Source organism: Nocardia sp. NPDC050413 (assembly GCF_040655475.1).
GTDB classification, from domain to species: domain Bacteria; phylum Actinomycetota; class Actinomycetes; order Mycobacteriales; family Mycobacteriaceae; genus Nocardia; species Nocardia coubleae.
Genome location: NZ_JBFAJZ010000003.1, coordinates 213278 through 226446, shown reverse-complemented (window position 1 = coordinate 226446; position 13169 = coordinate 213278). Strand labels below are relative to the sequence as shown.

The window sequence follows — 13169 nt, the reverse complement described above, 5'->3', positions numbered from 1 at the left end:
CGCCGGTCGCGGATACCACCCGGTATTGTTGAGACAATCATGCTCGTACTAGCAGTCGACACCGCGACACCTGCCGTTACAGCGGGATTGGTGCATCTGTCACCGGCCGACGACGCGGACTCCCGACCCGCCGTGGCCACCCTCGCCACCCGGGTGAAGGTCGACGCACGCGCCCACGCCGAGGTCCTCACCCCGCAGATCCTCGAATGCCTCGCCGAAGCCGGGGTGGCCCGCGCCGACCTCGACGCCGTCGTCGTCGGAATCGGGCCGGGCCCGTTCACCGGCCTGCGCGTGGGCATGGCCACCGCCGCCGCCTTCGGTGACGCGCTCGGCCTGCCCGTGCACGGCGTGTGCAGCCTCGACGCCATCGCCGCCGACAGCGCGGACGAACAACGCGAGGCCGGCGAACTGCTGGTGGTCACCGACGCACGCAGGCGTGAGGTGTACTGGGCGCGCTACCTCGACGGTGCGCGTGTGGCCGGGCCCGAGGTGTGCAAACCCGCCGACGTACCGATGGGCGACGCCGTCGCCATCGCGGGGTCGGCCGCCCACGTCGACGACTTCGACCTGCCGGTCCTGCCGAACGAAACGCCGTCGCCCGCGGGCCTGGTCGCCGTCGCCGCACCCGCCCTGCTGGCCGGTGCGGTGCCCGAGGCGCTCGTGCCCCTGTACCTGCGTCGGCCCGACGCCGTGGAGAACAGCTTCCGCACCCTGGCGGGCGCCTCGTGACCTACCGCATCGCCCCGATGACCGTGCACGACATCGACCGCTGCGTCGAACTCGAACACCTGCTGTTCCCGGAGGACGATCCCTGGCAGGCGGTGTCGTTCCGGTCCGAACTGGCCGGGGCGCACAACCGCTACATCACCGCCCGCGACGAGAACGACACCATGGTCGGCTACGCGGGCATCGCGCTGCTCGGCGACAACGCCCATCCCGAGGCCGAGGTGCACACCATCGGGGTCGACCCGGAGTGTCATCGCGGTGGCATCGGGACCCTGCTGCTCGAGGCCCTGCTGGCGACGGCGGCCGAGCGCGGTGGCCCGGTGTTCCTCGAAGTCCGCACCGACAACGCGCCCGCGATCGCGCTCTACGCCAAGCACGGTTTCCACATCATCGGGTTGCGCAAGAACTACTACCACCCGAGTGGGGCCGACGCGTACACGATGCGGCGCCCGGAACTCACCGCCGCGGCCGACGAGTGGGCCGCGCGCGGTCGCCAGGACGAGGTGCTGTCGTGAACGGCGCGCGCTGTGCTGCCGTATTCGCCTACCGGATCGGATCGACTGTGAGCGGGGTCGCGGCGTGATCGTCATGGGGATCGAGAGTTCGTGCGACGAAACGGGAGTCGGCATCGTGCGCCGCCACCCCGACGGGTCGGTCGAACTGCTCGCCGACGAGGTGGCCTCGAGTGTCGACCAGCACGCGCGTTTCGGCGGTGTGGTGCCCGAGATCGCCTCGCGCGCGCACCTCGAGGCGATCGTGCCCGCCATACGCCGCGCGCTGGCCGCCGCCGGGATCAGCAAGCCGGACGCGCTCGCCGTCACCATCGGGCCCGGCCTCGCCGGTGCGCTGCTGGTCGGTGTCGCGGCCGCCAAGGCGTACGCGGCGGCCTGGGACGTGCCGTTCTACGCGCTCAACCACCTCGGCGGGCACGTCGCGGTCGACACCCTCGAACACGGTCCGCTGCCGCCCGCGGTGGCGCTGCTCGTGTCGGGTGGGCACACGCATCTGTTGCAGGTGAGCGATCTCGGCTCGCCCATCACCGAGCTGGGCAGCACGGTCGACGACGCCGCGGGCGAGGCCTTCGACAAGGTCGCCCGGCTGCTGGGCCTCGGCTATCCGGGCGGGCCCGCGCTTGACGCCATGGCACAGGACGGTGACCCGCGTGCCATCGCCTTCCCGCGTGGCATGACCGGCCCGCGCGATGCCCGCTACGACTTCTCCTTCTCCGGCCTCAAAACCGCCGTCGCCCGGTATGTGGAAGCCGCGCAGCGCCAGGGCATCACGCCCGACCAGCTGCCGATCCCGGATATCGCCGCGTCGTTCCAGGAGGCCGTGGCCGATGTGCTGACGATGAAGGCGGTGCGCGCGGCGACCGATGTCGGTGTCGACACGATCGTGCTCGGCGGCGGTGCCACGGCGAACTCACGGATCCGCTCGCTGGCCGAGGAGCGCTGCGCCGCAGCCGGATTGACTTTTCGGGTGCCCAAGCCGCGTCTGTGCACGGACAACGGTGTGATGATCGCGGCTCTCGGCGCGCATGTGATCGCGGCGGGCGCCGAACCGGCCGAGCTGACGGTGGCGACCGATCCAGGGCTCCCGGTGTCGGTGAGCGCGCTGCGCTAGATCTGCTGGTTCTAGTCGACCGGGACGAGCGGGGTTACGCCTGTTGTCGGCGGAACCACGAGGCTGCCACTGGCCGGTGCCTGGGTGGGCGAGGTGTTCGGGGTCGACGGACGCTGCTGGCCGCGACCGGATCCGCTGTTGATGCCGCCCGGCGATTCCGGGTAGGGGATCTGCGGGAGGTTCGGGTCGGGGCGCAGGGTCGGTGCCGTCGTCGTGGGCGACGGGGACGGCGCGGGGGTGGTCGACGGTGTGGGCGTGGGCGGTGTCGTGGTGGTCGGCTCCTGGGTGGGAGCGGGCGACTCGACGACCGGCGGGGCAACGGTGGCCCCGGTGCGGTCGGTGCTCTCTCGATAGGTGGGTGTCGGTGCCTGCGGCACCACGGGTAACGGCGGCTGACGCACTGTGCTGCTGGTGCCGGCGGGCGTCACATCGGGGGCATCCGGCGAGATGGTCCGCACGCCGTAACCGATCACCAGCCCGACCACGACCACCGCACCGGCCAGCGTGCCGATGACCTTGGCGAAGGTGCCGCTCGGCGCGTCACCGAGGGTGGCGACCTGCAAGCCCGAGGGGGCCGCCGCGTCGGCGAGCAGGGCCGCGCCCTTGGCGATCACGGCCTCGGGGTCAGGCACCGTGACCACCGGGATGTCCAGGCGCGCTTCGAGGGTGTCGACGACGCTGGGGATGTTCGCGCAGCCGCCGATCACCGCGACCGCTTCGGGGTACTTCGGCGCCCTGGTGAACACCGAGGCCGAGAACACCGCGATATTGCGCAGCAGCCCGCCGATGAGCTCTTCGAAATCGGAGCGCGTGAGTTTCAGCGGCTGCCCGGCCACATGGTCGATGGTGACGGCGGGCGCGACGGTGAGGTGTTCCTTGGCGGCGCGGCCGCGATTGGTGAGGGTCTGGCGGTTGGGCCTGGTCCCGCGCCGGGCGTAGTGCAGGTCGACGAGGTGGTGGTAGATCAGCTCGTCGATGGCGTTGCCGCTGAGGGTCGGGGTGCGTTCGGTGTGCAGGACCGTACCGTCGGCCTGGTCGGCCACGGTGACGGTGAGGCCGGTGGCGCCGAGGTCGACCACGGCCACGGTCGAATACCGGTCGAGCAGACCGGTGTTGCGCAGATAGGCGAGTGCGGCGGTGCCTTCGGGGACCAGGCGCAGATCGCGGTGGTGCGAACACGCGGCCCGGATGGCCTGGGCCTGCTCGCGATTGCGGTAGGCGACGGCCACACTGGTCGGTGGGCGCGAGCGCGTGGCGACGGCACGGCGGTGCGCGCCGGTGGAGTAGCGTCCGAGCGGTTCACCATCCAGCTCCACGTGCTGCTGGGACACGGGTAACTGGTTGGTCATCAGTTCGATCGACGACGACACGAGGTCGCCGAGGTCGGAGTGCGCGGCGTCGGCGGAGACGACGCGGTAGTCGAAGTTCTGTTCGCCGGATGGAGCGGTGGCGACCAGAGCCGAGCACACCACCTCGTTCCCGGCGGAAATGCCGAGGGATGTTCGCATGTTCACCTCCCTTCGAGCGGATGGTTCCAACGGAGGCCGACCATCTCGAATGGAACGATATGCATACTCTGTCACAGCCTGTTATGCGAACGTTACAGATTCAGTCGGTCGATGTGAAGATCACCATTACGCGCGGGCGTGTCGATAATGCGACATTGGCAGAACCCGACCTTGAGCGCTGGCACTCTCGCGTATAGAGTGCTAGTCGGCACTGTGTAGCTGTGCTTGTGCCAACGACGACTACTGGGCTCGGAGTCCCGGCACCCGCGACGACGGGGCCTGCGCGCAGGGTCGCATGCTGAACCGAACCCGGTCCGGGGCAACAGTTCCGGACAACCGAATTCCCCTGAAAGTGGAGGGCTCAACGTGGCGAGCGTGAACATCAAGCCGCTCGAGGACAAGATCCTCGTCCAGGCCAACGAGGCCGAGACGACGACGGCCTCCGGCCTGGTCATCCCGGACACGGCCAAGGAGAAGCCGCAGGAGGGCACCGTCATCGCCGTCGGCGAGGGCCGGATCACCGAAAAGGGTGACCGCATCCCCGTCGATGTCAAGGAAGGCGACGTCGTCATCTACAGCAAGTACGGCGGCACCGAGATCAAGTACCAGGGCGAGGAATACCTCATCCTCTCGGCGCGCGACATCCTGGCCGTCGTCACCAAGTAAGGCCGACGCCGCACCAGCGTTCCGCCCCGGCGTCTTCGTGACCCCGGGGCGGAATGCGTTAAAACACAGGAGCTTTTAGATGCCCAAGCAGATCCGGTTCGACGAGCAGGCTCGTCGGGCACTGGAACGCGGTGTGGACAAGCTGGCCGACGCCGTCAAGGTCACCCTCGGCCCGCGCGGCCGCCACGTGGTCCTTGCCAAGGCCTTCGGTGGCCCCACCGTGACCAACGACGGTGTCACCATCGCGCGTGACATCGACCTCGAGGACCCCTTCGAGAACCTCGGCGCCCAGCTCGTCAAGAGCGTCGCCACCAAGACCAACGACGTCGCGGGCGACGGCACCACCACCGCCACCGTGCTGGCCCAGGCGTTCGTGCGCGCCGGCCTGAAGAACGTCGCCGCGGGCGCCAACCCCATCACGCTCGGCCAGGGCATCGCGCTCGCCGCCGAGAAGGTGTCCGAGGTGCTGCTCGCCGCGGCCACCCCGGTCGAGGGTGCCCAGGCCATCGCCCAGGTCGCCACCGTCTCCTCGCGTGACGAGGAGATCGGCGAGATGGTCGGCAAGGCGCTCACCACCGTCGGCAAGGACGGCGTGGTCACCGTCGAGGAGTCCTCGACCACGCAGACCGAACTCGTCGTCACCGAGGGTGTGCAGTTCGACAAGGGCTACCTCTCGCCCTACTTCCAGACCGACCCCGAGACCCAGCAGGCCGTGCTGGAGGACACCTACGTCCTGCTGCACCGCGACAAGATCAGCTCGCTGCCCGACCTGCTTCCGGTGCTCGAGAAGATCGCCGAGTCCGGCAAGGGTGTGCTGATCGTGGCCGAGGACGTCGACGGCGAAGCGCTGTCGACCCTGGTGGTCAACTCGATCCGCAAGACCATCAAGGCCGTCGCGGTGAAGGCGCCGTTCTTCGGTGACCGCCGCAAGGCGTTCCTCGACGACCTCGCCGTCGTCACCGGTGGCACCGTGATCAACCCCGATCTCGGCGTCACCCTGCGCGAGGCCACCCTCGAGCAGCTCGGCCAGGCGCGTCGCGTCGTCGTCACCAAGGACGAGACCGTCCTCATCGACGGTGCGGGCACCGAGGCCGACATCGCGGCCCGCAGCGCGCAGCTGCGCCGCGAGATCGAGGCCACCGACTCCGACTGGGACCGCGAGAAGCTCGAAGAGCGCCTCGCCAAGCTGGCCGGTGGCGTCGCGGTGATCAAGGTCGGCGCGGCCACCGAGACCGCGCTCAAGGAGCGCAAGTACCGCGTCGACGACGCGGTCGCCGCCGCCAAGGCCGCGGTCGAGGAGGGCATCGTCCCCGGTGGTGGTTCGGCGCTGGTCCAGGCCGCCGCCGCGCTGGTGGAGCTGCGTGACTCGCTGACCGGCGACAAGGCCGTCGGCGTCGAGGTGGTCCGCAAGGGCCTCGAGGCGCCGCTGTTCTGGATCGCCACCAACGCGGGCCTCGACGGCGCCGTGGTGGTCAGCAAGGTGGCCGAGGGCAAGGAAGGCTTCAACGCCGCCACGCTCACCTACGGCGACCTGCTCACCGACGGTGTCGTCGACCCGGTCAAGGTCACCCGTTCGGCCGTGGTGAACGCCGCGTCCGTCGCCCGGATGATCCTGACCACCGAGAGCGCCATCGTGGAGAAGCCGGCCGAGGAGGCCGACGACCACGGACACGGTCACGGTCACGCGCACTGACCTGACATGACGAAGGCCCCCTGACCTGTCGGGTCCGGGGGCCTTTCGTTGTGCGCCTAGCTGGCTACGGGTGGTTCTTCGGCCTCGATCGCGGCCAGTAGCCGAGCGCGCAGAGACGGGGGTGGTGGGGTGGCGGTGAGTTCCGAGAGTTCGGTGAGAGCCGCGCGGGTGGCGCGGATCTCGTGCAGAAACTCGGTACACAGGGTGGGGTCTTCGGTATCGATGATGGTCTGGATCGCGTGATGGTCTTCGTCGTCGATCAATCCGAGCGCGACGGTGTGCGCGAGATCGATCTGGGCGTCGTTCATCTCACGTCACCCCCAAACTTTTCTTCAGTCGTGTCAATCCGTCCCGAATACGGGACTTAACGGTCGGTAATCCGATGCCGAGGTGCTGAGCTACCTCCGCATACGTCCGCCCGCCGTAGTAGGCGAGCGAGATCGCCTCGCGCTGGGTCTCGGTCAATGTCGAGAGCCCGCGCCGGACGGCCTGCTGTTCGAGTCTGCGTTCCACCTCCTCCGTGACCTCGTCGAATTCGTGACCGAGTACCCGGATCCCGTACGCGACCTCGCGCTGGGTGTGGGCTTGCTCGGCACGAACCCGGTCGACCGCGCGGCGGTGGGCCAGCGTCATCAGCCAGGTCACCGCCGACCCCTTGGCGGGGTCGAAACTCGTTGCGGTGCGCCAGATCTGAAGGTAGACCTCCTGCGTCGTCTCCTCGGCGTACCCGGGGTCGTGGAGCACCCGCAGGATCAGGCCGAAGACGCGGGCGCAGGTCCGGTCGTACAGTTCGGCAAAGGCTTGCTGGTCGGCAAGGCCGCATCGTTCCAACAGTGCAGCTAGCTCGACTCCTTCGGCCGCGCGTGCGGTAACCGCAGAATCCACGCTCGGTGGGAAGGCTTCGCTTCGGAACCCATTCTGTGTCATCGGTCACGAATGTAGCCCGAGGCTATGACACCCCTGCGAGCGGGGTGCCTGGAATCGGGTGCCAGCTGTTTGCTAGGAATTCGGCGCCCCACGCAGGATGGATGGGAACGGATTTGCGGAGGGTTCCGCGAAGGGCTCTAGACCGCCATGCGCCGCCGGTTGCGGCGGGCGTGCATCTCGCGTTCGGTCTCGGACATGCCACCCCAGATGCCGTAGGGCTCACTGACCTTGAGGGCGTGGGTGCGGCACTGCATGAGCACGGGGCAGGCCCGGCAGATCTCCTTGGCGCGCATCTCGCGCGCGGTGCGGGCGCGGCCACGTTCGCCGTCGGGGTGGAAGAAGACGGCCGAGTCCTGGCCGCGGCACGAGCCACGCATCTGCCAATCCCAGACGTCGGCGTTCGGACCGGGGAGGTGGGTGGGCATGGGCATGGTGAACTCCTTGTGGTGCGAGCTCGTCAGCGTTGTCGAGCGAGTGGTGCGGCAGGTCAACGCGGCCCCTCGGTTGAGTGGCCGGCTCGACGGTGCCTGACGGTGCCGAGTGGATGGTCGCTGCAATTTCGCGCGGCGCCGTCCCCGGCGATGAGCTACGTTAGGGCTCGGCGGGAAATTCCGTCAATAGTTCCGCGCATTGGTTCAGCAAATCGTCAACGCTGAAATTTAACCTGCGAACTGTTTACATTTCACTCCCCGTCCGTCCATACTGTTCGGTTGGCTATGGATGGGTCGAGTGACTCCGTGGAAGCCCCCGGCTATTTCCCCTGGTAACGGCCTTTTCGATGCATTTCGAGGGCTCGACGCCCCGCTCAGCGTCGTGCCGCGGGTCACAGTGGCTCCCGCGACCGTAACCTTCGACATGGCGCAAAGAGGGCACTCAGGTTAATTGCGAGAAACGCATGTGAATTCGAGACTTTGCGGCGGGGGCATCCGGGAGCGGAGATTTACCTGATGGCAACATCGGCCATGGAAAGAAAAGCTGAACGGTTGCTACCCGGCCGCGGTCGTGACATATCACGAGAAACGACGAGGACCATCGGGAGCTAGAGTCACCGCGTGCATACTGCGGCCTCATCGGCGGATATCGGTTCCGAAATCCTCGCTTCGACAGCATTCGGTCCCACCCCCGGCCGGGCCGCTGCGCAGTTGCCGGAGCCTGCCGACCCGCGCTCGCGCTGGCACCGGGCGGTCGCCCTCGGTGGACAAGGCCACTACGCCGCCGCCCGCGCCGACCTGCGGGTACTCGCCCGCACCCGCCTCGATCCGGGCCTGGCCTCGTTGGTCGAGAGCACCACGGGCTCGCTGCTGCGTCAGCTCGGCTGGCACGGTGCCGCCGCCGCCAACGACGGGCGCGCGGCCCGCCTCGCCTGCGCCGCGACCGGAGCCGCCCGCGCCGAGGCCCTGGCCGACGCCTACACCGGTCTGGCCGCCGACGCGCTCGGCACCGGCCGCCTCGCCCTCGCCACCCGACTGCTGGGCCGGGTGGAACCGCTGCTCGACGAGGCGCCTGCCCGAGCCCGGGTGCGCTGGCACTGGGTCCGCGCCGAAACCGCGCTGGCCCGCGGCGAATTCGCGCTGGACGACGCCACGCGCGCCGCCGCGCTGGCCGAGGCCCTTCCCTCCGTGCGGCACCGGGTGAAATCGGCACTGCTCGTCGCGGCCGCCACCGCCGCCACCGGAGAGCTCGCGGCCGCCGCGCGACTGGCCGAGAAAATCGACTCTGAGTGCCGTGCCAACGCCCTGCTGCCCTTGCGCTGGGCGTGCGCGATGCTGCGCGCCGGAGTGGCCGCGGAGCCAGCCGCCGCGGCGGCCGCCGCGAACGAAGCCGCAGATCACGCCGCACGTCTGCGTTCCCTCGGTGGAGACTTCCGGTCATCCCCCCGATGAGGCCGCCCGGCGATCTTCCTGAGAGCACCCTCAGAACAACCCGGGGCCGCTGGCGGGTGATCATCGGGTCGCTATTGTTAGTTCCGTTCCGCCACATCGGTGGAAGCTCGGTCACATGTGACCGCGCCACTCGTAACGCCAGGAAAATCTCTGACGATGACGCATATGGGCGAAGAGTTGGACCTCGCCGTCGCTGCGGCTGCGCAGGGCGACAGGACCGCTTTAGCTCAGGTACTGGAACTGGTCCGTCCCTTGGTGGTTCGCTACTGCAGGGCGCGGATCGGTGCCGCGGAGCGCGGGCAGCTCTCCGCGGACGATGTTGCGCAAGAGGTCTGTTTGGCTGTGATGACCGCCCTGCCCCGCTATCAGGATCAGGGTCGGCCCTTCATGGCCTTCGTGTACGGGATCGCCTCGCACAAGGTCGCCGACGCCCACCGCAATGCCGCCCGTAACAAGGCGGAGGCGATGGCCGAAGTACCAGATGTCATATCCACCGACCACGGACCGGAACAGCGAGCTCTCGACTCGGAGACCAGCAGGCAGATGAACACTCTGCTCGCCACACTCCCCGAGAAACATCGGGAAATCCTGATCTTGCGACTGGTGATGGGTCTGTCAGCAGAGGAAACCGCAGTCGCCGTGGGCAGCACGGCGGGCGCGATACGGGTGGCCCAGCACAGGGCACTCGCAAAACTGAAGTCACAAGTGGCGAGGGCAGGTGAAATGTATGGCTAGGGATGGCGAGCGCGGTCGAGGCGACCGGAAGGTTTGGCGTGGGTCGCACGACAGCGGTCCCTACGCCGCCGAGGGTGCCGGCGATTCCGGTCCGGTCGACATTGCGGCGGTGCGCAGCGACGATGCGCTGATCGACGCGATCGCGAGCGACGGACCGGTGCATACCGACAGCACCGAGGAGTTCCAGCTGGCGTCACTGCTCGCGGATTGGCGGGCCGATCTGTTGGCCGAGCCGATGCCGGCGGGCCCCGATCTCGACACCGTCTTCGCGGCGGTCGATCAGGAGATCGGTGCCAGGCAGGTTCGAACCGGAGCCTCCTCGCGCGGACGTCTGCGTCTGGTCCGGCCCCTGCTGGGGTCCGCCGCGGCACTCGCCGTGGTGTTCGGCGGTATCACGGCATTCTCCTACAGTGCGGCACCCGGTGATCCGCTGTGGCGGGTCAAGGAAGTGGTGTTCAGCGAACAGGCACAGACCACCGTCGTGGCTCGCGCCGACGACGACCTGGCCGCCGCGCAGAACATGATCGCCGCGGGCAATCCGGAACAGGCTCGCGCCAAGCTGGAGCAGGCCTCGGCGACCGCCGATCAGGTCAGCGACCCGAAGAAGCGCGAGGACCTGCTGGCTCGCTGGAACCTGCTGCGCGACCAACTGGTGAAGCAGGCACCCGAACTCGGGTCGCTGTTGCCGCCCGCGCCGCTGCCGGGCACCACCGCGCCGTCCTCGTCGCCGTCCGCACCTTCTCCGTCGCCGGCCAAGCCGGGGACCACCGACCCCGCGGCGCCGATCGACCCGGGTAACTCGGGCACGACCGATCCGACCGTGCCGCCGGAGATCATGCTGACGCCTGCTCCGGAGACCGTGGATCCCCGCCCGACCGAGCCGTCGCCACCGCCCGTGACCACGGTGCCACCGACTCCGCCGCCGGTCACCGTCGAACCGACCCAACCCCCGACGACCATCGCAGAACCGCCGCCGACCGCTCCGACGGCGGTTCCGCCGACGCCGCAGGTCCCGCCGGCCGTTCCATCCATGACGATTCTGCCGCTGCCCGGCACCCCCTGATCGACACGAAAGAGGCCCCGAACCACAGTGGTTCGGGGCCTCTTTCGTGTTGTCTGTATCGGTAGCCGTCCGGCGCGTGCGCGACTCACGCGGGACCGCACGTGCTCGGTCCGCCGATCAGTGAGCGCTCAGTTGTCGAACCCGTCGAACCCGTCGCCGTGGAAGGCCTCGTTCATCGAGGCGTCCGCGTAGCCGCGGCAGTAGTCCCAGGTGACGTACGCCTCGGGCGTCGGGTCGTAGGCGGGCTCGTGCGGCCGTACAGTGCCGTCGACGAGTAGCTGCAGCAGGTTCGCCCGCAGCATGTCCCAGTCGTGGTAGTGATCTTGCCGACAGTCCTCGCAGCTGACGACGAGCCCGCGGATGCCACGATGGGCGAGCAGGGCTTCGTAGACCGCGAGGTCGGCGAGATCTTCCTCGACCGCGAGGCGCTCATGTGGATCCAGCGGCTCACCGGGCTCGATGGCATCGAGCGCGGCAGACGGGTCGGAGGGGTCTCCGGCGAAGGGATCCGGCGGCAGGCCAGGTGGTAGATGGTCACGCACAACCCCACGGTACGCAGTGGTGGCCGGTCTGCGCCAGCGATGCACCTGGCAAGTTTTGCGCGAGGGCTCACTGCACAGCGTGTCACGGCCGACCGATACCATGGAATGCAGGCGTCGGCGAGCTCGTTCTCACCGACCATCAAGCTTTCCGCTCAGCACCGACGCGCGTCATCTCCTGCGTCGGTACTCCGACGACCAGGAGGGGTCGATCCGAATGAGTAATCCCGTGTCGGGCGAACGAATCGCGGTGCGCCCTCCTACGGGTGGCGACGATCCGAACAAGATCGCCATGCTCGGCCTCACGTTCGACGACGTGCTGTTGCTGCCTGCCGCCTCGGATCTCATCCCCAGCTCCGTCGAGACCTCCAGCAGGCTCACGCGTGACATCACGCTGCGTACCCCGCTGGTGAGTTCGGCCATGGACACCGTCACCGAGGCGCGCATGGCGATCGCCATGGCTCGTGCGGGCGGCATGGGCGTGCTGCACCGCAACCTGTCGGCCGTCGACCAGGCCGCCCAGGTGGAGACCGTGAAGCGGTCCGAGGCGGGCATGGTGACCGACCCGGTCACCTGTCGTCCCAACGACACCCTCGCTGACGTGGACGCCATGTGCGCCCGTTTCCGCATCTCGGGCCTGCCCGTGGTTGACGAGACCGGTTCGCTCGTCGGCATCATCACCAACCGCGACATGCGCTTCGAGGTCGATCAGGACCGCCGCGTCGACGAGGTGATGACCAAGGCGCCGCTGATCACCGCCCAGGAGGGTGTCACCGCCGAGGCCGCGCTCGGTCTGCTGCGCCGCCACAAGATCGAGAAGCTGCCCATCGTCGACGGCAACGGCCGCCTGCGGGGGCTCATCACGGTCAAGGACTTCGTCAAGACCGATCAGTACCCCAACGCCACCAAGGACCGCGACGGCCGCCTGCTCGTCGGTGCGGCGATCGGTGTGGGTGAGGACTCCTGGTCGCGCGCGATGACCCTGGCCGACGCGGGTGTCGATGTGCTGATCGTCGACACCGCGCACGGGCACCAGTCGCAGGTGCTGCAGATGGTCGCCAAGGTGAAGGCCGAAGTGGGCGACCGCATCCAGGTCGTCGGCGGCAACGTCGCCACCCGGGCCGGTGCCGCCGCGCTCGTCGAGGCGGGCGTCGACGCTGTCAAGGTGGGTGTCGGTCCCGGCTCCATCTGCACCACCCGCGTGGTGGCCGGTGTCGGTGCGCCGCAGATCACCGCGATCCTCGAGGCCGTCGCCGCGTGCAAGCCCGCCGGTGTCCCGGTGATCGCCGACGGTGGCGTGCAGTACTCCGGCGATGTGGCCAAGGCCATCGCCGCCGGTGCGTCGACGGTGATGCTCGGTTCGCTGCTCGCGGGCACCGCCGAGTCGCCCGGCGATCTGATCCTGGTGAACGGCAAGCAGTTCAAGAGCTACCGCGGCATGGGTTCGCTCGGCGCGATGCAGGGCCGCGGCCAGGCCAAGTCCTACTCCAAGGACCGCTACTTCCAGGACGACGTGCTCGCCGAGGACAAGCTGGTCCCCGAGGGCATCGAGGGCCGCGTCCCGTTCCGTGGCCCGGTGAACCAGGTGATCCACCAGCTCGTCGGCGGCCTGCGCGCCGCGATGGGCTACACGGGTTCGCAGAACATCGAGCACCTGCAGGGCGCCCAGTTCGTGCAGATCACCGCCGCGGGCCTCAAGGAGAGCCACCCGCACGACATCACCATGACCGTCGAGGCCCCGAACTACACCGGCCGCGGCTGAGTACAATAGATGCGTTTGTGCGCCGGGGGGTACGCTCCCGGCGC

General features: G+C 68.8%; 14 protein-coding genes. 9 read left to right on the top strand and 5 right to left on the bottom strand.

Features of this window, described 5'->3' with window-relative positions:
* Window positions 1-39 precede the first annotated feature (39 nt).
* From tsaB to tsaD, 3 genes are all read left to right on the top strand, one after another.
* Complete coding sequence (gene tsaB / locus AB0I19_RS10845) at window positions 40-729, top strand: tRNA (adenosine(37)-N6)-threonylcarbamoyltransferase complex dimerization subunit type 1 TsaB (protein ID WP_067641277.1); 690 nt, start codon at window positions 40-42, stop codon at window positions 727-729.
* On the top strand, window positions 726-1241 hold the full coding sequence (gene rimI / locus AB0I19_RS10840) for a ribosomal protein S18-alanine N-acetyltransferase (protein WP_067490895.1): 516 nt from the start codon (window positions 726-728) through the stop codon (window positions 1239-1241). The genes tsaB and rimI overlap by 4 nt, the downstream gene beginning before the upstream one ends.
* Window positions 1242-1305: 64 nt before the next feature.
* On the top strand, window positions 1306-2349 hold the full coding sequence (gene tsaD / locus AB0I19_RS10835; RefSeq protein ID WP_357147133.1) for a tRNA (adenosine(37)-N6)-threonylcarbamoyltransferase complex transferase subunit TsaD: 1044 nt from the start codon (window positions 1306-1308) through the stop codon (window positions 2347-2349).
* An 11-nt stretch (window positions 2350-2360) separates the two neighbouring features.
* On the opposite strand, the gene AB0I19_RS10830 is transcribed toward tsaD, so the two are convergent.
* Window positions 2361-3857 carry an Hsp70 family protein gene (locus tag AB0I19_RS10830; RefSeq protein WP_357147130.1) on the bottom strand — a complete coding sequence of 499 codons (1497 nt, stop codon included), beginning with the start codon at window positions 3855-3857 and terminating at the stop codon, window positions 2361-2363.
* A 366-nt stretch (window positions 3858-4223) separates the two neighbouring features.
* On the opposite strand from AB0I19_RS10830, the gene groES reads away from it, so the two are divergent.
* Window positions 4224-4523, top strand: a complete 300-nt coding sequence (gene groES, locus AB0I19_RS10825; protein ID WP_067490891.1) for a co-chaperone GroES — start codon at window positions 4224-4226, stop codon at window positions 4521-4523.
* Between the two features lie 79 nt (window positions 4524-4602).
* The gene (groL, locus tag AB0I19_RS10820) at window positions 4603-6216 is read left to right on the top strand and encodes a chaperonin GroEL (protein ID WP_357147127.1); all 1614 of its coding nucleotides are present in this window, start codon (window positions 4603-4605) and stop codon (window positions 6214-6216) included.
* Between the two features lie 56 nt (window positions 6217-6272).
* Here groL and AB0I19_RS10815 read toward each other — a convergent pair whose 3' ends face one another.
* The 3 genes from AB0I19_RS10815 to AB0I19_RS10805 form a co-directional block, all read right to left on the bottom strand.
* Entirely contained in the window at window positions 6273-6524 is a 252-nt protein-coding gene (locus AB0I19_RS10815; protein ID WP_067490887.1) for a hypothetical protein, read from the bottom strand.
* Window position 6525: 1 nt separating this feature from the next.
* Entirely contained in the window at window positions 6526-7101 is a 576-nt protein-coding gene (locus tag AB0I19_RS10810; protein ID WP_067490885.1) for a sigma-70 family RNA polymerase sigma factor, read from the bottom strand.
* Between the two features lie 179 nt (window positions 7102-7280).
* The gene (locus tag AB0I19_RS10805) at window positions 7281-7574 is read right to left on the bottom strand and encodes a WhiB family transcriptional regulator (RefSeq protein ID WP_022567299.1); all 294 of its coding nucleotides are present in this window, start codon (window positions 7572-7574) and stop codon (window positions 7281-7283) included.
* Window positions 7575-8195: 621 nt separating this feature from the next.
* On the opposite strand from AB0I19_RS10805, the gene AB0I19_RS10800 reads away from it, so the two are divergent.
* The 3 genes from AB0I19_RS10800 (at window position 8196) to AB0I19_RS10790 (ending at window position 10824) form a co-directional block, all read left to right on the top strand.
* Window positions 8196-9026, top strand: a complete 831-nt coding sequence (locus AB0I19_RS10800) for a hypothetical protein (protein ID WP_357147125.1) — start codon at window positions 8196-8198, stop codon at window positions 9024-9026.
* Window positions 9027-9182: 156 nt separating this feature from the next.
* Window positions 9183-9761: a sigma-70 family RNA polymerase sigma factor gene (locus AB0I19_RS10795; protein ID WP_067490881.1), complete on the top strand. Its 579-nt coding sequence runs from the start codon at window positions 9183-9185 to the stop codon at window positions 9759-9761.
* 109 nt (window positions 9762-9870) lie between these two features.
* The gene (locus AB0I19_RS10790; RefSeq protein WP_357147122.1) at window positions 9871-10824 is read left to right on the top strand and encodes an anti-sigma-D factor RsdA; all 954 of its coding nucleotides are present in this window, start codon (window positions 9871-9873) and stop codon (window positions 10822-10824) included.
* 128 nt (window positions 10825-10952) lie between these two features.
* On the opposite strand, the gene AB0I19_RS10785 is transcribed toward AB0I19_RS10790, so the two are convergent.
* Window positions 10953-11366 (bottom strand): DUF5319 domain-containing protein, encoded by a 414-nt coding sequence (locus AB0I19_RS10785; protein ID WP_022567296.1) that lies wholly within the window; start codon window positions 11364-11366, stop codon window positions 10953-10955.
* 214 nt (window positions 11367-11580) lie between these two features.
* On the opposite strand from AB0I19_RS10785, the gene guaB reads away from it, so the two are divergent.
* Window positions 11581-13125, top strand: coding sequence for an IMP dehydrogenase (guaB, locus tag AB0I19_RS10780; RefSeq protein ID WP_357147120.1), 1545 nt, complete (start codon window positions 11581-11583; stop codon window positions 13123-13125).
* The last annotated feature ends 44 nt before the right edge of the window (window positions 13126-13169 follow it).